This window comes from Hydrocarboniphaga sp. FW305-C-57, assembly GCF_058783045.1.
Genome location: NZ_JBYSYG010000012.1, coordinates 48201 through 65457 on the forward strand (window position 1 = coordinate 48201; position 17257 = coordinate 65457).

16 protein-coding genes are annotated in these 17257 nt (G+C 65.8%); 8 read left to right on the forward strand and 8 right to left on the reverse strand.

Annotated elements, in window-relative coordinates:
* The first annotated feature begins 4 nt into the window (after positions 1–4).
* Complete coding sequence (cydX, locus tag AC3WUM_RS20390; RefSeq protein WP_007187247.1) at positions 5–124, forward strand: cytochrome bd-I oxidase subunit CydX; 120 nt, start codon at positions 5–7, stop codon at positions 122–124.
* A complete protein-coding gene (locus AC3WUM_RS20395) occupies positions 121–402 on the forward strand; it encodes a cyd operon YbgE family protein (RefSeq protein WP_374680103.1) in 282 nt (93 codons plus the stop codon). Before cydX ends, AC3WUM_RS20395 begins: the two co-directional genes overlap by 4 nt.
* Positions 403–427: 25 nt before the next feature.
* Here AC3WUM_RS20395 and AC3WUM_RS20400 read toward each other — a convergent pair whose 3' ends face one another.
* Together AC3WUM_RS20400 and AC3WUM_RS20405 are read right to left on the reverse strand one after the other, a co-directional pair.
* Positions 428–1579, reverse strand: a complete 1152-nt coding sequence (locus tag AC3WUM_RS20400; protein WP_492412610.1) for an acyl-CoA dehydrogenase family protein — start codon at positions 1577–1579, stop codon at positions 428–430.
* A gap of 12 nt (positions 1580–1591) precedes the next feature.
* On the reverse strand, positions 1592–2104 hold the full coding sequence (locus AC3WUM_RS20405; protein WP_492412612.1) for a nuclear transport factor 2 family protein: 513 nt from the start codon (positions 2102–2104) through the stop codon (positions 1592–1594).
* A gap of 140 nt (positions 2105–2244) precedes the next feature.
* Here AC3WUM_RS20405 and AC3WUM_RS20410 point away from each other — a divergent pair, with 140 nt between their 5' ends.
* The 3 genes from AC3WUM_RS20410 to AC3WUM_RS20420 are packed head-to-tail and all read left to right on the forward strand — an operon-like array spanning position 2245 to position 5323.
* Positions 2245–3351, forward strand: a complete 1107-nt coding sequence (locus tag AC3WUM_RS20410) for a DUF1214 domain-containing protein (protein ID WP_492412614.1) — start codon at positions 2245–2247, stop codon at positions 3349–3351.
* Entirely contained in the window at positions 3348–4520 is a 1173-nt protein-coding gene (locus AC3WUM_RS20415; RefSeq protein WP_492412616.1) for a sulfotransferase family protein, read from the forward strand. The genes AC3WUM_RS20410 and AC3WUM_RS20415 overlap by 4 nt, the downstream gene beginning before the upstream one ends.
* An 11-nt stretch (positions 4521–4531) precedes the next feature.
* Entirely contained in the window at positions 4532–5323 is a 792-nt protein-coding gene (locus tag AC3WUM_RS20420) for an SDR family oxidoreductase (RefSeq protein ID WP_492412618.1), read from the forward strand.
* A gap of 271 nt (positions 5324–5594) precedes the next feature.
* Here the strand turns inward: AC3WUM_RS20420 and AC3WUM_RS20425 are convergent, their stop codons facing one another.
* From AC3WUM_RS20425 to AC3WUM_RS20445, 5 genes are all read right to left on the reverse strand, one after another.
* Positions 5595–6566 (reverse strand): flavin reductase, encoded by a 972-nt coding sequence (locus AC3WUM_RS20425; protein ID WP_492412620.1) that lies wholly within the window; start codon positions 6564–6566, stop codon positions 5595–5597.
* A gap of 18 nt (positions 6567–6584) precedes the next feature.
* A complete protein-coding gene (locus tag AC3WUM_RS20430) occupies positions 6585–8489 on the reverse strand; it encodes a DUF1302 domain-containing protein (RefSeq protein ID WP_492412622.1) in 1905 nt (634 codons plus the stop codon).
* Positions 8490–8610: 121 nt separating this feature from the next.
* Positions 8611–10218: an acyl-CoA carboxylase subunit beta gene (locus AC3WUM_RS20435; RefSeq protein WP_492412624.1), complete on the reverse strand. Its 1608-nt coding sequence runs from the start codon at positions 10216–10218 to the stop codon at positions 8611–8613.
* The gene (locus tag AC3WUM_RS20440) at positions 10215–10727 is read right to left on the reverse strand and encodes an acyl-CoA carboxylase biotin carboxyl carrier protein subunit (RefSeq protein ID WP_492412626.1); all 513 of its coding nucleotides are present in this window, start codon (positions 10725–10727) and stop codon (positions 10215–10217) included. The genes AC3WUM_RS20435 and AC3WUM_RS20440 overlap by 4 nt, the downstream gene beginning before the upstream one ends.
* Before the next feature lie 18 nt (positions 10728–10745).
* Positions 10746–12239: an acetyl-CoA carboxylase biotin carboxylase subunit gene (locus AC3WUM_RS20445; RefSeq protein ID WP_492412628.1), complete on the reverse strand. Its 1494-nt coding sequence runs from the start codon at positions 12237–12239 to the stop codon at positions 10746–10748.
* 168 nt (positions 12240–12407) lie between these two features.
* Between AC3WUM_RS20445 and AC3WUM_RS20450 the strand changes: the two genes are divergently transcribed.
* The 3 genes from AC3WUM_RS20450 (at position 12408) to AC3WUM_RS20460 (ending at position 15553) form a co-directional block, all read left to right on the forward strand.
* On the forward strand, positions 12408–13385 hold the full coding sequence (locus tag AC3WUM_RS20450) for an enoyl-CoA hydratase/isomerase family protein (RefSeq protein ID WP_492412630.1): 978 nt from the start codon (positions 12408–12410) through the stop codon (positions 13383–13385).
* Between the two features lie 99 nt (positions 13386–13484).
* Positions 13485–14696 (forward strand): acyl-CoA dehydrogenase family protein, encoded by a 1212-nt coding sequence (locus AC3WUM_RS20455; RefSeq protein WP_492412632.1) that lies wholly within the window; start codon positions 13485–13487, stop codon positions 14694–14696.
* Entirely contained in the window at positions 14693–15553 is an 861-nt protein-coding gene (locus AC3WUM_RS20460) for an SDR family oxidoreductase (RefSeq protein ID WP_492412633.1), read from the forward strand. Before AC3WUM_RS20455 ends, AC3WUM_RS20460 begins: the two co-directional genes overlap by 4 nt.
* 2 nt (positions 15554–15555) lie before the next feature.
* Here the strand turns inward: AC3WUM_RS20460 and AC3WUM_RS20465 are convergent, their stop codons facing one another.
* The gene (locus tag AC3WUM_RS20465) at positions 15556–16998 is read right to left on the reverse strand and encodes a M20 family metallopeptidase (RefSeq protein WP_492412635.1); all 1443 of its coding nucleotides are present in this window, start codon (positions 16996–16998) and stop codon (positions 15556–15558) included.
* Positions 16999–17257 lie beyond the last annotated feature (259 nt).

Below are 17257 nucleotides of genomic sequence, written 5' to 3' on the forward strand. Positions count from 1 at the left end.
AGGCATGTGGTATCTGACTTGGGTTCTGGGTGTCGGCTTCGCGGTGCTGCTGGCCATTCTCAACGCCATGTGGGGCGAGAACGAACAAAGCCGGCGTGACGCCGAACAAGAGCCGCCCGCATGAGCCAGCCTCCGGCGCAGCCGGGCATGGCCTGGGCCTCGCTCGCGCTCGGCCTGCTGCTGATGTTCGGCATCACCGCCTATCCTCGCGCGCTGGTCGACGCGGCCGGCAAGCCCGACCACATCGCGGCGACGCTTGCGGCCTGGGCGATGGCGGCCGGCATCGTTCGCGGAGTCGGCTTCGTACCGCGCAACGGACTGCTTCGCATCGCGCTATCCGGCTGGAGCAGCGCGCTGGCCTGCGGCCTCGCCCTGCTGCGCCTGTATCTCGTTCGCGGCTGAACTGCCCGTCTGCACGACGGGCGCTTCAGCCCAGCAAGGCCCGGCCGATGACTTCCTTCATGATTTCGTTGGTGCCGCCGTAGATGCGTTGCACGCGCGCATCGGCGAGCATCCGCGTCACCAGGTACTCGTTCATGTAGCCGTATCCGCCGTGCAGCTGCACGCAGTCGTCGATGACCTGCTGCTGCATGTCCGTGACCCAGTATTTCGCCATCGAGGCCGTGGCCGTATCGAGCCTGCCGTCGACCACGTCCTGCACGCAGCGATCGACGAAGGTCCTCGCCACGCGTGTCACCGTGACGGCTTCGGCGAGCTTGAACTTGGTGTGCTGGAACTCGGCGATCGCCTTGCCGAAAGCCTTGCGCTCGCGCACGTAGGCGAGCGTGGCCGCGACCGCGCCTTCCATCGCCGCGACGCCACAGAGCGCCACGATCGCTCGCTCGTACGGCAGGTCGCTCATGAGCTGCGCGAATCCCCTGCCCTCGGTTCCGCCGAGCAGGTTCGCGGCCGTAACGCGCACGTCCTCGAAGAACAGCTCGGCGGTGTCCTGGGCTTTCATGCCCATCTTGTCGAGCACGCGGCCGACGCGAAAACCCTTCAGGCCCTTGGTCTCGACGATCAGGATCGACAGGCCGCGCGAGCCGCTGTCGGTGCGCACGACGAGCGCGAGCAGTCCCGCGAGATAGCCGTTGGTGATGAAGATCTTCGAGCCGTTGACGATGTAGTCGTCACCGTCGCGAACCGCGCGCGTGCGAATGCCCTGCAGGTCGGACCCGGCACCAGGCTCGGTCATCGCGATCGCGCCGATCAGTTCTCCGCTCGCGAGCTTCGGAATGAACTCGCGCTTCTGCGCCTCGGTCCCGTGATTGAGGATGTAATGCGCGCAGATGCTGTGCACCGCGCTGCCGAAGCCGCTGATGCCGCGGCGCGAAAGTTCCTCGTAGATCACCGCCTCGTGGCGAAAATCGCCGCCCGCTCCACCGTACTCGCCCGGAATGTCGGTGCAGAGCAGGCCCATCGCCCCGGCCTTGCGCCAGATCTCGGTGCCGACGTGATTCTGCTTGCGCCAGGCCTCGTCGTGCGGAACCATCTCGGTCTCGACGAAGCGGGCGACGTTGTCGCGAAACAGGGCGAGGTCTTCGTCCATCCAGGGCGAGACATGGTCGAGCAGACTCATCGATGAAAGCCTTCAGTGCGGAGCCGGGGCGCTGCGCCCGGCGAACAGGGGTTTGAGCGTATCGGCGCTTTGCGCGAGCGCGAGCGTGGAGCTCACGACGAAGCGCGTCGCGGACATCTTCCAGCGGCCGTCGACCTTGGCGTAGCGATCCTCGTAGTAACCGCCAAGCTGCGTGATGCCGCCGCTGCTCGTGTCGATCAGGAAGTAATGCAGGCTCCAGAGCCCGCTCGCCGCGGCTTCCGATTCGATCGTGATCTGGTGATTGGCGCCGTGGTGCATCTCGACCATGTGCGGCTGGCAGCCGATGTCTCGGAACAGCTGCACGACGGCGTCCGCGTTGTCGAAGCTGCCGAGCGCTCCGTAGTCGATCAGCATGCGGCCGTCGATGAAGCAATCGCGCATGCCGTCGGCGTCCTTGCGATCGCAGCAGAAGAAGTAGCGCGCCTTGAGATGGCGAATGGCCTCGATGTCCTCGAGCCTGCGCAGGCGTGCCTCCAGGTCGTTCCCCATTCCATTGTTCTGCATACGCTGCTCCGATCACGCGACGCCGCATGGTGATCCGTGCGGCGGCCTCGCCGACTCCCCCATTCGAACGATGACGCGCTGCCACGAGGCTCCTAAGTTCGGGCATCGGGCCATGCCATAGCGTCGGGAGCCAGAGCAGCATGTCGGTCGAGAACGATGTGATATCGGGGCGCAGCTGGGAAGCCTTTTGCGACGCGCTCAAGCAGGCCGGCCAGCAGGTGCTGCGCCAGGAAGCCCCGAGCGATGCGCTCACGCGGGCGGAAGGCTGGCGCTACCTGACCCGATTGCTGCGCATCGGGCTCGAGATGCATCTCGAATTCGCCGACCCCGAAGCGCCAGGCTTCTTCGCTCCATCCCACGAGACCGGCAAGATCGGCGCCGACAATCCGGACAATCTGTATCTGATGGGCCGACTCGACGGCCGCTACGACTATCGCATCAGCGGCGTGCGTGGCAGCGTTCCGTACTTGAGCTTCGGCACGCAGAAAGGCGGCTACGAAACCGACGGCCGCATGGTGCAGACGGGTTTTCTCGACGGCGCCAGACTCGAGCTCGACGAGCAAGGCCGCTTCGAGGTCGTGCTGAGTTGCCAGCCGCAGCCAGGCAATTGGCTGCCGATGGAACCGGCCACCAATGCGGTGATCGTGCGCCAGACTTTCATCGATCGCCGCGCCGAAACTGCGGCACAGCTGCGCATCGAACGCATTGGCCGCGATCGGCCGCCTGCTCCGTTGACGCCCGAGCGACTCTCAACCGGACTCGAGCGCGCGGCGAAATTCGTCGGCGGCACCGCGGGCGTCTTCGCCGACTGGGCGCAGAGCTATCTCGCGCACGCCAACCAGCTGCCACCGGCCGACCAGGCGCTCTGCCAGCGATCGGGTGGCGACCCGAACATCTTCTACTACCACTCGTACTGGCAGCTCGCCGACGACGAAGCGCTGATCCTTCATCTGCCGCGCATTCCGGACTGCCGCTTCTGGAACCTGCAGATCGACAACTGGTGGATGGAATCGCTCGACTATCGCTATCACCGCATCTGCCACAACCAGCACTCGGCCAGCCGCAACGCCGACGGCAGCGTCGACCTGGTGCTTGCGCATCGCGATCCGGGCCACGCGAACTGGCTCGAAACCGCGGGCCACGACCGCGGCACGATGTGCCTGCGCTGGGTCGGCGCGAAAGAGCCTGTGCATCCGCAGACGCGCGTCGTGAAGATCGCCGATCTGAAACGGGAGCTCGCTTCATGAGCGATGTCCTGAATGCGGAATCGATGCTCGCCGAAGCGCTCGCGCAGACGCCGGGCCTGAGCGACTTCGGCGACGAGAGTTTTCGCGAAGGGCTGGCGGTGCTGAGCCGCTCGCTCACCGATGACGCCAGGCTCAGCGAACTCGGCGCCACGCTGCTGCGCCAGAAGATCGTCACCCAGCTCGCCAACCGCTTGCGCATCGAGGATTACTTCGCACGCCATCCGGAGATCGCGGACGAGATCATCGCCCCGCCCCTGTTCATCGTCGGCGTTCCGCGCACGGGCACCACCAAGCTGCATCGCCTGCTGTCCTGCGACGAGCGCTTCTGGTGGATGGCGTTCTGGGAGTCGCAGTTCCCGGTGCCGTTTCCGAACGAGACTTTGGAGAACCCCGAGGCGCGCCGTCGCCAAGGCGCCGAACTCGTGGCGATGATGACGCAGGCCATGCCCAAGCTGCTCGCGATCCATCCGATGGAGAACGAGGCCGCCGACGAAGAAGTGATGCTCATGGAGCATTCGATGCTCTCGGCTTTCAACGCCTACGCCGAAGTGCCGGGTTACATGCGCTGGCTCGATGCGAGCGACCAGGCGCCGGCTTACCGCTACTTGCGGCGCCTGCTGCAGTTCCTGCAATGGCAGAAGCGCAGGCGCGGCGTCACGGCGCAGCGCTGGGTACTCAAGGCGCCGCATCACCTGCTGCGCATGCACCTGCTGCTCGAGGTGTTTCCGGGCGCGCAGGTGATCCTCACGCATCGCGATCCGGTGCAGAGCATTCCGTCGATCGGCAGCTTCGTGCACACGCTGCGCTGCATCTACAGCGACCAAGCCGATGCGGCGACGGCCGGACGCGAATGGAGCGAGATCATGCAGCGCGCCCAGCTGCACACGATGCGCGTGCGCGAGCAGGCTCCGACGCAGTTCATCGATGTCGATTTCCGCGACACCGTCAAACAGCCGATGGCGGTGGTCGAAAGGCTTTACGAGTTCATCGGCTGGCCGCTCGGCGATTCCGCGCGCGCGGCGATGCAGCGCTGGCTCGCGGCCGATGCGCAGAGCCACCAGGGCGGACACGATTATTCGCCTGCACAGTTCGGCCTCAGCGAAGCGGGCATTCGCCGCGACTTCGCCGAATACAGCCGCCGGCATCTGCGGGACATCCTTCCCGCTTGAGGAGAGAACGCATGCTGCTACAGGACAAGATCGTGGTGATTTCGGGCATCGGCCCCGGGCTCGGCATCAAGCTCGCGGTCGAGGCTGCGCGCGAAGGTGCGCGCGGACTCGTCGTCGCGGCACGCAGCGCCGACAAGCTCGTCGACGCCGAGCGGCGCATCGCCGAACTCGGAACCCGCTGCGAAGTGCTGCGCTGCGTCACCGACATCACCGACCGTGCCCAATGCGATCGGCTCGCGGCCGAGGCGAGCGAGCGCTTCGGCCGCATCGACGCGCTCGTCAACAGCGCCTACTTCCACGGCGACATGGACTACGCCTCGAGCGCGAATCTCGACAGCTGGCAGGCCGTGCTCGACACCAACCTGCTCGGCACGCTCAAGCTCGTGCAGGCCGTGGTCCCGCAGATGAAGCGCCAGCGCAGCGGGGCAATCGTCAACATCAACACGATGGCGGCGCGCGTCGTGCCGCCGCTCGGCGAAGCGGGCTATGCGGCCTCCAAGGGTGCGCTCGCGGTCGCCTCCAAGTTCCTCGCCAAGGAGCTCGGCCCCGACGGCATTCGCGTCAACAACGTGCACATGGGCTGGATGTGGGGCGCGCCGGTCGAAGCCTACATGCACTGGCAGGCCGAACAGAGCGGCACCACGGTCGATGCGCTGGTCGGCCAGATCGCTTCGCAGATCCCGCTGCGCCGTATTCCGCCCGACGAGGAATGCGCACGCGCGGCGCTGTTCATGGTCTCGGATTACGCGAGCGTGGTGACGGGCGCGACGCTCGATGTGAATGGCGGGCATTACATGCCGTGAGGGTCATGAAGGGAGAACCACTCCGGAACAAAGCCAGACGCGCAGAACCTCCGACATCCCCTCTCCCGCAAGCGGGAGAGGGGACCAACATACCATGACTCAAGGATCAATCATGCTTTGAGATAGTCTGTCTTTCCTCTCTCCCGCTTGCGGGAGAGAGTCCCTCGCAGAGCGAGGGGAGAGAGGGTCAGACCGGAAGTGCACACATTCTCCCCCTCTCCTGTCTCCCAACTTGGCGCATCACCCCGTCTCGCAACCGAGAGAGAGCGCTTTACCCCCAAAGCTTCACCGCATCCGGATCGATCACCGTCAGCAAGCGCCCGAGCAGCAGCTTGAGCGCAGGCGAATCCGCCGCGCCGAGCTTTTCGAGCACTTCGGACTCGACCGCCTTGGCGGCCGATATCACGCGCAGCGCACATGCGGCGCCGCTCGTGGTGAGTTCATAAGCGCTCGCATCGCCGGCCAAGGGCTGCACGAAACCGCGTTCGACCAGGCTCGCGAGCGCATCCTGGGCCTCGGCTTCGAGGATGCCGGCGAGCCCCTGCCCTAGGCTCGCGACGCTGACCGATCGCCGCAAGGTCAGCGCCGACAGCACGAAGAACTGCTCGTCGCTGAGCTGCTCCTGCGCGAGCAGCGGCCGGATGCGCGCATAGAAGCGGAAATGCGCCCGGCCGAGCAGGTAGCCGAGAAAATCCTCGCTGAAGCTGCCAGCCACCTCGGCGCTGCGCGGAGCGGTGTTCGACGAATCCCGCTTCGTCGCATGCGCATAGCGGCCGCCATGGAAGACCAAAGGCGGCGCATCGCCGCAATCGAAGCGCAGCACCTCACCGACGAAGATCGTGTGGTCGCCGCCTTCGTACTGGAACGTCGTGCGGCACTCGAAGCGGGCGCTGCATCCAGGCAGCAGAGGCACGTCGCCGATTCCGCTTTCGCAATCGATGCCGGCGAACTTGTCCACGCCTGCGCGTGCGAAGCGCCCCGAGAGTGCGTCCTGGTGCGCCGCGAGCACGTGCACGGCCCAATGTTCCGTGCTCTGGAAAGCCGCCAGATTGTGCGAGTTGTTCGCGAGGCTCCAGAGCACCAGCGGTGGAGCCAGCGACACCGAGTTGAAGCTGTTGACCGTCAGGCCGAGCGCTTGGCCGTCGGCCGCTCTCGTGGTGACGATGGTGACGCCGGTGGCGAAGCTGCCGAGCGCCTTGCGGAACTCGGCGGCGTCATGCGTGCTGGGCTGGGCGGCGCTCACCATCTGCTCCGCGGCAACTCAGAAGTTGTACTTGGCGCTGAAGGTCGCATAGTCGCGATCCGTGTAGGGGTTGGCCTTGAGCGTGCTGTCGCCGATGGTCTTGTTCACGTTGCCAAAGAAGAAGTTGTAGCCGACGCCGATCTGAAGGTTCTGCAGGCGCGTGAACTGCACCGACAGGCTCACGCGCGTATCGCCGTCGCCATACAGCGCACCGAAGGCGCCCGCGAGCGCCGGCGTTCCCTTGACGAGCGAGGCGACGGTGATCGGCGTCGACACGTCCCAGCCCTGGATCACGTTGTGGCGCGTCGGAATGACGAGGGTCTGGAAGCCCACCGCATCCTCGTCGTAGAACGAAACGCCTCCATCGCCGACCATGATCTGACCCGGACGCGAATCCACGCGGTCGAGATCGAACAGATGGTGATAGGCCACTTCGGTGACCCACGACAGATCGTCGAACAGCCAGCCCGGGTTGGTCACGTAGATGGCGGACATCTGCACGCTGCCTTCGCGGCCGCGCGTGTAGATCGGGCTCAGCACGCCCGAGACATAGGCTTGCGCCGGCATCGCGGCGCCATCGCGGTAGATGATGTCGCCGCCGACGTTGAACGGCCCGGCCACCGTCGAGAAGCTCGCGCCGTAGAGATGGATGCCGTCCCAGTACTTCACGTTGTACGTCGTCGGCACCTGCTGGTTGACGATCTGCGTGGTGATCTCGGGGTTGGTCGTGAACGGCGCGTAGCCGAAGTTGAGCTGCACGGTCGGATTCGGATCGCTATAGCGCAGGAAGTACAGGCCGACCTGCATGTTCGAGAACTGATGCTTGAGTCCGATGCCGTATTGGCCGTGCGCGCTCGGACGCAGATCCTCGGCGCGGTAGGCGTAGATGTAGGCCGGAGCACCGGCCGCGTTGCCGATCGGCGCGAGGATCTGGCTGCAGATCAGGCTCTCGAGGCCCGGCGGAATGATCGGTGGAAGACTGGTGCCGAGAATGCTGATGTTCTGCAGCAGGCCCGGACAATTGCCGAGATAGCTGACCGGGTTCGCCGAGCCGTAGACGAAGGTCGCGCCCGGCCCCACCGCATCCGACGGCGAGAAGTAGTCGCCGACCGGGAAGATCTGATTCGGCCGGAATGCGAGCTTGTAGTAGGCCAGCAGCGAGGATTCCGGCGTCAGCGACATCTGCATCGACAGCTGATTGGTCGGCAGCAGGATCGCCTTGATCTCGGCGCCCGGCACGAAGGCCTTGGTCGCATCGGCCGTACTCTGCGCGCCCGAGATGCCCGGAAAGAACAGGCTCTCGCCCCAGGCCACCACATGCTTGCCGGCGCGCAGGTTCAGGTTGACGTCGCCGAACAGGTTCCAGTCACCGTAGACGTAGGCATCGAGCAGGCGCGCACGCGATCCCTGATAGCGACGCGTTTCCTTGGTGAAGCGGTCGTTGTCGCCGAACTTGTTGACGGTTTCGGGCGAGTCGTTGTCGTTGTCGCCCGCGCGATACACGTGATCGTAGAAACCGTCGGCGCTCGCGACGATGCCGTAGGGACCATGCGTGTAGTTGAGTTCGAGCAAGGCGCTCAGGCGATTGTTGATCGGCGCCCACTTGTCGAAGTTGCGATTGCCGTCATCGAAATTGATCGTCGTCGGCAGGCCGGTGTTCGAGAATCCCGCAAACTGGAACGGCTGGCCGGGCTGCTGGGTCGGCAGCACGAACAAGCGGAACGGATCGACGTCGCCGTTGGAAAGCGCATTCGAGCGCTTCTCGGTGCGCATGGCGAATGCGTAGCCGACGGTCAGCTTGTAGTCGAGCGAAGCTTCGTCGCCGACATCGATGCTGCCGGCATGAGCAGGCATCGCATAGCTCAAGGCGGTCGCTGTCATCGCCATCGCGGCATAGCGCCGCGACATGTTCCCCGTCACCATCGTCGGTCTCCTCCCGGATCTGGCCAGGTTTTTATGTTCTGTTCTGCCTGCAAGCTTGCATCGCGTCGGCAGTGGCGGGATCACCCGAACTGACGAGAGTGTCTGGTCGCCGGTCCCGGGCTCACATGCGGAACACGCCGTAGCGCGGATCGCCGATCGGAGCGCTCAAGGCCGCGGCGATCGAGATGCCGAGCGCGTTGCGCGTATCGACCGGATCGAGAATGCCGTCGTCCCAGATTTCGCTGGTCGACCAGTACGCGCTCTGCTTGCGCTTGAATTCGCCGAGCACCGGATCGCGGATCGCGTCGATGTCGGCCTGCGTGAGCTGCCCGCCCTGCTTGGCGAGCTGGCGAATCTTGACGTCGGCGAGCGTGTTGGCGGCCTGCTCGGCGCCCATCACCGAAATCTGCGACTGCGGCCACGAGAACAGGAAGCGCGAATCGAAGGCACGCCCGCTCATGCCGTAGTTGCCGGCGCCAAAGCTGCCATGGCACATCACGGTGAACTTCGGCACCTCGCTGTTCGACACCGCCATGATCATCTTGGCACCGTCCTTGGTGATGCCGCGGCGCTCGTACTCGCGGCCGACCATGAAGCCAGTGATGTTCTGCAGGAATACGATCGGCGTGCGGTTCTGGTTGCAGAGCTCGATGAAGTGCGCGCCCTTGAGCGCCGAGTCGTTGAACAGCACGCCGTTGTTCGCGAGGATGCCGATCTTGTAGCCCCATAGATGCGCATAGCCGCAGATCAGCGTCTTGCCGTAGTTGGGCTGGTACTCGTGAAAGCGCGAGCCGTCGACGAGCCTGGCGATGACTTCGCGCATGTCGAACTGCTGCTTGATGTCCTGCGGCAGGATGCCGTAGAGCTCGCCCGGATCGTAGTAAGGCGCCTCGGGCGGCTGCCATTCGATGATCGACTTCTGCGGCCGCTTGAACTGCGCGACGATGTCGCGCGCTATGGCCAGCGCTTCGTCCTCGCTCGCGGCCGGATAATCCGCGGTGCCAGACGTGCTCGTGTGCATGTCGCAGCCGCCGAGCTCGTCGACGGTGTTTTCCTCACCGGTCGCGGCTTTCACGAGCGGCGGTCCGGCCAGGAAGATCGCGCCGGTTCCGCGCACGATAACGTTGTAGTCCGACAGCGCCGGCACGTAGGCGCCGCCCGCCGTGCAATGCCCGAGCACGACCGACACCTGCTGCACGCCCATCTTCGAGAGCATGCATTGATTGCGGAAGATGCGGCCCGCGTAATACTTGTCGGCGAACAGATCGGCTTGCAGCGGCAGGAAGCCACCGGCCGAATCGCAGAGATGCACGACCGGCAGGCGATTCTCGATCGCGATGTCGAGCGCGCGCACGGTCTTCTTGACCGTGAGTGGATACCACGAGCCACCCTTGACGCTCGCATCGCCCGCATTGATGACGACCTCGCGCCCCGAGACGATGCCGATGCCAGTCACGCAGGCCGCGCCGGGCACTTCGCTGCCGTAGGCCTCGTTGGCCGCGAGTGACGAGAACTCGAGGAACGGCGTGCCCGGATCGAGCAGACGCTGCAGCCGTTCGCGCACGAGCAGCTTGTTCTGCGAGCGCAGGCGATCGATGTCGCGCTGTGGACGCTCGTCACGCACGCGCGCCTGCTTCTGCCTGAACTCCTGCGCAAGCCGCCGATTGTGCTCGGCGTTGGCCTGGAACTCCGCGGAGGCCGTGTTGAGCCTGGATTCGATGCGTTTCATGAAGTCGACTTGCTCTCGGACGGTTCCAGGCTCAGCAGCACGGCATCGCGATCGAAGCTCTGCCCTTTCGCGTAAGTGATCGCGGCGATCACGCCGTCGCGCGGAGCGACCAGCGTGGTCTCCATCTTCATGCTCTCCATGACCATGAGCACCTGTCCCTTGCTCACCGCATCGCCGATCGCCACGCTCAGCGCCACCACCGAGCCGGGCATCGGCGCGATCACGCGGTCGTCGGCACTGCCGGCCGATTGCGCGGCGAGGCGATCGAGCGGATGCCGGTAGCGCAGCTCGTAGGCTTCGCCGTCGAGATGCACGAAGACCTGATCACCTCGCGTGGCGACGTGCACGCGCAGATGGCGATCGCCGACTTGCAGCCAGGTGGCGCCATCGGCCTCCTGTCGCAGCGCGACCGGCAGGGTTTGCCCGGCCAGATGCAGCCGGTAGCCCTGCGGTGCGCGCGAGAGCGCGAGCGAGTGTTCGGTATCCGCGATTTTGAGCGCGTGCAACATGGATTTCGCCGCCTGTGATCAATTGGTCCAGCTGCCGATCGCCGCATGCAGATCCGGAATCGCATCGGCGGCATCGGTCATCGGGCGCGCCGACAGTGCCGCCGTGGCGAGCAGAGCCTGCAAGGTGTCGGAGCCGATTTCGGGCTCGGCCGCGATCTGCGGGTTGGCATCGAGAAAGCCCGTGTGCACGTCACCCGCGACGAAGGCCGGATGCGCGATGAGCCGGCGCAGGAAGGCCGTGTTGGTCTTGCAGCCGAGCAACACGGTGTCGCGCAGCGCGGCATCGGCTCTTGCAATGGCCTCGCTGCGATCGGCGCCGCGAACGATGAGCTTGGCGATCATCGGATCGAAGGCACTCGTCACCTCGCCGCCCTGTGCGACCCCGCTGTCCCAGCGCACGCCCTCGCCCTGCGGCGGCCGCAGCAGCAGGATCAGGCCGGTGGTCGGCGTGTAGCCTCGGCCCGCATCTTCGGCATAGATGCGGAACTCGATCGCATGGCCCTGCGTCGTGATCTCGTGCTGCGAGTAGCCCAGCGGCTCTCCGGCCGCGATTCGCAGCTGCTCGTGAACGAGATCGAGGCCGGTGATCTCCTCGGTAACCGGATGCTCGACCTGCAGGCGCGTGTTCATTTCTAGGAAAAAAAATTCACCTCCCTGCCCGAAGATGAACTCGACGGTCCCCGCGTTGCGGTAGCCCGCCGAGCGCGCGATGCCGGCCGCGGTCTCGCAGATGCTCATGCGCAGCTCCTGCGTCAGCGCCGGCGAAGGAGTCTCTTCGACGATCTTCTGGAAGCGCCGCTGCACCGAGCATTCGCGCTCGAACACATGCACGACGTTGCCGTGCGAATCACCGAGCACCTGCACTTCGATGTGGCGCGGATTCTCGATGTAGCGCTCGACGTAGAGCCGGCCATCGCCGAAGTAACGCTGGCCTTCGCTGCGCGCGCGCTCGATCTCGGTTTCGAGCAGCGACAGGTCGCGCACGATGCGCATGCCCTTGCCGCCGCCGCCGGCCGAAGGCTTGATCAGCAGCGGCGCTCCGACCTTGCGTGCGCGCTCGACGAAGCTCGCCGGATCGTCGTCCTCGATCGCGCTCGGAGCCACCGGAAAGCCGGCCTTCTGCACGAAGTTGCGGGCGCGCACCTTGTCGCCCATCAGATCGATGTGCTCGGGCTTCGGGCCGATGAAGGCGATGCCCGCCGCTTCGACCGCGCTCGCGAACGCCTTGTTCTCGGACAAAAAGCCGTACCCTGGATGGATCGCGCCGGCTCCCGAGCGCTTGGCCGCTTCGAGGATCTGCGCCGCGTCGAGATACGCGGCCACCGGCGTGGCGCCGGTGATTTCGATCGCCTCGTCGGCGAGCTTCACGGCCGGTGCGGCGCGATCCGCTGCGTGGTAGACGACGATGCCCCTCAGGCCTAGCTGCTGCACCGTGCGCAGCACGCGTACCGCGATCTCGCCGCGGTTGGCGATCAGCACCGACTCGAACGGCCATGCAGGGGTCTTGCTCACGGCGGTCTGCCCTCTGATACGGGTCAAGGAATCGTCGGTGGCGACGGGAACGATTTGGGATGGGCGCACGATAGTCGGGGCAACCCGCCGCAACCTCACCCGTTCTGCGTAGAACCGGAGCGCCCGGCGCAGCTGCTAGGATTCGCGCCTGCCCTTGAAGAGCCGCGCATGGACGTGCTGTCGATCGCCGATTTGCGAGCCCTGATGCTGGAGCCCGTGGCTCCGGCATCACCTTTGCTGCCGCGGTCGCTGCTGCTCGTCGACAGCGCGGCTGCGCAGGGCTTCGACGAAGCGCGCGTGCTCGACTGGCTTAGGCGCATACCGGCGCCGGTGATCGCGGTCGGTGGCGATGCCGGCCCGCTGAGCCGCGCCTGCGACGTGCATGTGCCCGATGTCGAAGCAGCCGAGCGCCTGCGCAAGATCATCGCCGAGCATCCGCTCGCGGCATCCACGCTCGTGCAGACCCTGAGGCTCACGCAGAAACTCGATGCCGACAATGGACTCGTCGCCGAATCGCTGGCGTATGCGAGCCTGCAGAACGGAGCCGAATTCCGTCGCTGGCGGCAGGGTCACGAGGCGACGTCGGCACCGGATGAAAGCGGAGCGGCAGTCGAGATCGAACGTGATGGCGAGCGCCTTTCACTTACGCTGAACCGCCCGCTCAACCGCAACGCGATGACCGTCGAAATGCGCGATTCGCTGATCGAGGCGCTGACGCTCGCGCTCGTCGACGACGGCATTCGCAGCCTCGACATTCGCGCCAAAGGGCGCTGCTTTTCGACTGGGGGCGACCTGCGCGAATTCGGCAGCGCGCCCGACCCGTCCACCGCGCATGCGGTGCGAGGCCTCGCGCTGCCCGGCCGCCTGCTCGCGATGCTCGCCGAGCGAACGACGGTCTACGTGCACGGCGCCTGCATCGGCTCGGGCATCGAGTTCCCGGCCTTCGCCGGGCGCCTGGTGGCGACGCGCGATGCCTGGTTCCAGTTGCCCGAATTGCGCTACGGATTGATTCCGGGCGCCGGCGGAACCGTGAGCATCGCCCGGCGCATCGGCCGGCAGCGCACGGCCTGGCTCGCGCTGTCGGGCCAGCGCATCGATGCGCGCACCGCGAAACTCTGGGGCCTGGTCGACGCGATCGAAGGCTGAGCGCCGAACGCGCTGCGCGCTCGCGACTCATCACATCGGACGAAGCTCGCCCGCAAGGCGCGGCTTTACCGTAACGGCAAGCCCAGCCGCCACGATGCCATGCCCGACGATTCCGCGATGCTCGAAAAACCCAGTGTGCTGCAAGCTTTCAGCGGCCTGTCGAACGACGAGTCCGGCATCCTCGAACAAGCCGATCGCTTCGCCCAGGCCGAGCTTTATCCGCTCGCGCAACGCATGGACGACGAGGAATGGTGGCCCACCGAAATCTTTCCGAAGATCGGCGCGACCGGCTATTTCGGCGTCACCGCGCCGGAAGCTTATGGCGGTGCCGGCATGGACATCTTCACGTCCGGCCTGATCCTGCAGGCCTTCGGCCGCTGGAACCACGCGCTCGCGCTGGCCTGGGTCGCGCACGACAACCTCTGCCTCAACAACATCCTGCGCAACGCCAACGAAGAGCAGATCCGCAAGTATCTGCCCGGGCTTTGCAAGGGAACGTCGATCGGCGCGCTCGGCCTGACCGAGCCCGGCGCCGGCTCGGATGCGCTCGGCTCGATGCGCACGACGGCGCGTCGCGAAGGCGGCCACTACGTGCTCAACGGCAGCAAGATCTACATCACCAACGGCCCGGTCGCTGACGTATTGCTGGTCTACGCCAAGACCAACAAGGATGCCGGCGCGAAAGGCATTTCGGCCTTCATCGTCGAGAAGGATTTTCCGGGCTTCAAGGTTGCGCAGAAGCTCACCAAGATGGGCTTTCGCGGCAGCCAAACGGCCGAGCTCGTGTTCGACGAATGCCGCGTGCCGGCCGAGAACCTCGTCGGCGTCGAGAACAACGGTGTGAAGGTGGTCATGAGCGGGCTCGATCTCGAGCGCGCGATGATCTCGCCGATCTGCCTCGGCATCGCCGAACGCGCCCTGCAGCTTGCGCTCGACTATGCGAAGCAGCGCAAACAGTTCGGCAAGGCCATCGCCGAATTCCAGATGATCCAGTCCAAGCTCGCCGATCTCTACGTCTGGGTCGAGTCGATGCGCCTGTTCACGTACCAGACGCTGCGCGCGGCCAACGTCATCGACGAGAACGAAGGCGGCCGCGGCGACATCCACAAGATCACCGCGGCCGGCGTCATGTACGTGGCCGAGACGCTCAACAAGGTGCTCAACGAGGCCATGCAGGTGCATGGCGGCACCGGCTACATCTGGGAAAGCGAGATCAACCGCCTGTATCGCTCGATCAAGCTGCTCGAAATCGGCGCCGGCACCACCGAAGTGCGCAAGATGATCATCGCGGGCGAGCTGCTGCGCGCATGAAGCCGACCGACGAGTCTAAGCAGCTCGCGCTCTGCGAAGCACTCTGGGCCGCGCCGTCGATCTACCGGCCCGATCTGTTCGCGGGCCAGGTCGCGATCGTCTCGGGTGGCGGCAGCGGGCTCGGACGCGCGATCGCGCTGCTGCTCGCGAGGCTCGGAGCGAAAGTCGCGATCTGCGGTCGCACGGCCGAGAAACTCGATCGTGTCGCCGAGTTCGCGCGCAACAAGGGCGCGAGCCTGCTCACGCAGCTCACCGACATTCGCCAGCCCGAGCAGGTCGCCGCGCTGTTCGATCGCGTCACTTCCGAATGGGGACCGCCGCAGATCGTCGTCAACAACGCGGGCGGCCAGTATCCGCAGGACGCGATCGACTTCGCTCCGAAAGGCTGGAGCGCGGTCGTCAACAACAACCTCAACGGCACCTGGTACATGATGCAGCGCGCCGCCCAGGGCTGGCGCGAAGCCAGGCAGCCCGGCGCGATCGTCAACGTCGTCGCAGTCACCGAGCGCGGCATGCCAGGCGTCGCGCACACGGTCGCCGCGCGTGCCGGCGTGATCGGCGCGACGCGCACGGTTGCGGTCGAATGGGCGCCGCTCGGCATCCGCGTCAACTGCCTCGCGCCCGGACTCACGGCGACCGAGGGACTCGAGGTCTACCCGCCCGAAGCGCATGCCGAGTTCTCGCTCGCCAATCCGCTGCGCAGGCCTGGCACCGCGATGGAAATCGCCGAAGCCTGCGTCTACCTGTGCTCGCCGAGCGCGAGCTTCGTCACCGGCGAAGTGATGACCGTCGACGGCGGCGGCCGCCTGTGGGGCGAGCTCTGGACCGCCGGGCGGCCCGAGTATTTCCGGCGTTGAAGCTATGCGGCGTTCGCCGGCTGCGCTCCATGTTTGGCGAGCACGTCGGCCACCACCATGCTCACGCGCTTGCCGGTCGGCAGATGCAGGAATTCGTTCGGCCCATGCGCATTCGAGTGCGGACCGAGCACGCCGGTGACGAGGAACTGCGCGGCCGGAAATTTCTCGCCGAGCATGCCCATGAACGGAATCGTGCCGCCCTCGCCCATGTACATCGGGCCCTGGCCGAAATAATCCTGCGAAGCTTCGGCCACCGCGTCCTCGAGCCATGAGGACAGCGCCGGCGCGTTCCAGCCGCTGCCGGATTTCTCGATATCGAGCGTGACCTTGGCGCCGTAAGGCGGGTTCGCTTCGAGGATGCGCTTGAGTGCGGAGGAAGCCTGCTTGCCATCGAGCGTCGGCGGCAGGCGCAGCGACAGCTTCACGGCCGTTTGCGGACGCAGCACGTTGCCTGCGCTCGCGAGCGGCGGCAGGCCGTCGACGCCGGTGATCGCAAGCGCGGGTCTCCAGGTCCGGTTGAGCACGAGTTCGGACAAGTCGTTCGTGACCGGCTGCATGCCGTCGACGAACGGGAACTTGCTGTACAACTCGTCGCCGAGCGCCTGCGCCACGTTCCGCGCCTGCGCGATGCGCTGGGCTGGAATATCGACGTGGAAATCGGCCGGCTTGATCGCGCCACTGGTTTCGTCCTCTAGCCGCGACAGCAGCTGCCGCAGGATGCGGAAGCTCGATGCGACCACGCCCGACGCATCGCCCGAATGCACGCCTTCTTCAAGCACCTGCACGCGCAGGTTGCCGCCCGCGATGCCGCGCAGGCTCGTCGTGAGCCAGAGCTGGTCGTAGTTGCCGCAGCCCGAGTCGAGACAGATCACGAGCGACGGTGAACCAAGCCGCGACTTGAGGTGATCGACGTAGAACGGCAGGTCGTAGCTGCCCGATTCCTCGCAGGCCTCGATCAGCAGCACGCAGCGCGCATGCGGCACTTTCTGTTCGCTCAGGGCGAGCAGCGCGGCAAGCGAGCCGAAGATCGCGTAGCCATCGTCGGCGCCGCCGCGACCATAGAGCTTGTCGCCCTTGCGCAGCGGTATCCACGGCCCGAGGCCGTCGGCCCAGCCGCTCATTTCGGGCTGCTTGTCGAGATGGCCGTAGAGGATCACGCAGTCGTCGGAGACTCGGCCGTCGCTGGCCGGCACGTCGACGACGATCAGCGGCGTGCGGCCCGGCAAACGCAGCACGTCGAGCGTCGCACCAGGCAGCGAGCCGAGCTTGCCGCGCGCCCATTTCTCCATGAGCTTCACCGCATCGTCCATATAGCCATGCTCGGCCCATTGCGGATCGAACATCGGAGACTTGTTCGGAATGCGGATGTATTCGACCAGCTGCGGGACGATCTCGTCTTCCCAGAGCGTCTCGATGTGCTGGCGGATGCGGGCTTTGTCGAGCATGGTTTTATTGAGCGAGTGCTGAGCTTGCGCACAGTCTACTCAGGCTGTTTGGGCTGTTGATGGTCCTCTCTCCCGCTTGCGGGAGAGAGTCCCGCGCAGCGGGGAGAGAGGGGCTGCTTGGATAGGGCACGCATTTTCCGCCCGCCTCCCTCTCCCGGCCCTTCGGGCCACCCTCTCCCGCACGCGGGAGAGGGGACAGGCAGCTTGCGCCGGCGGCTGTCTGACGGGCCATCGTAAAGATCGTCGGATGTCGTCTTGC

Bases quoted from the DNA above. Each gene is read 5' to 3' on its own strand.
- cydX (WP_007187247.1), top strand. From the start codon at position 5: ATGTGGTATCTGACTTGGGTTCTGGGTGTCGGCTTCGCGGTGCTGCTG.
- AC3WUM_RS20395 (WP_374680103.1), top strand. From the start codon at position 121: ATGAGCCAGCCTCCGGCGCAGCCGGGCATGGCCTGGGCCTCGCTCGCG.
- AC3WUM_RS20400 (WP_492412610.1), bottom strand. From the start codon at position 1,579: ATGAGTCTGCTCGACCATGTCTCGCCCTGGATGGACGAAGACCTCGCC.
- AC3WUM_RS20405 (WP_492412612.1), bottom strand. From the start codon at position 2,104: ATGCAGAACAATGGAATGGGGAACGACCTGGAGGCACGCCTGCGCAGG.
- AC3WUM_RS20410 (WP_492412614.1), top strand. From the start codon at position 2,245: ATGTCGGTCGAGAACGATGTGATATCGGGGCGCAGCTGGGAAGCCTTT.
- AC3WUM_RS20415 (WP_492412616.1), top strand. From the start codon at position 3,348: ATGAGCGATGTCCTGAATGCGGAATCGATGCTCGCCGAAGCGCTCGCG.
- AC3WUM_RS20420 (WP_492412618.1), top strand. From the start codon at position 4,532: ATGCTGCTACAGGACAAGATCGTGGTGATTTCGGGCATCGGCCCCGGG.
- AC3WUM_RS20430 (WP_492412622.1), bottom strand. From the start codon at position 8,489: ATGGTGACGGGGAACATGTCGCGGCGCTATGCCGCGATGGCGATGACA.
- AC3WUM_RS20435 (WP_492412624.1), bottom strand. From the start codon at position 10,218: ATGAAACGCATCGAATCCAGGCTCAACACGGCCTCCGCGGAGTTCCAG.
- AC3WUM_RS20440 (WP_492412626.1), bottom strand. From the start codon at position 10,727: ATGTTGCACGCGCTCAAAATCGCGGATACCGAACACTCGCTCGCGCTC.
- AC3WUM_RS20450 (WP_492412630.1), top strand. From the start codon at position 12,408: ATGGACGTGCTGTCGATCGCCGATTTGCGAGCCCTGATGCTGGAGCCC.
- AC3WUM_RS20455 (WP_492412632.1), top strand. From the start codon at position 13,485: ATGCCCGACGATTCCGCGATGCTCGAAAAACCCAGTGTGCTGCAAGCT.
- AC3WUM_RS20460 (WP_492412633.1), top strand. From the start codon at position 14,693: ATGAAGCCGACCGACGAGTCTAAGCAGCTCGCGCTCTGCGAAGCACTC.
- AC3WUM_RS20465 (WP_492412635.1), bottom strand. From the start codon at position 16,998: ATGCTCGACAAAGCCCGCATCCGCCAGCACATCGAGACGCTCTGGGAA.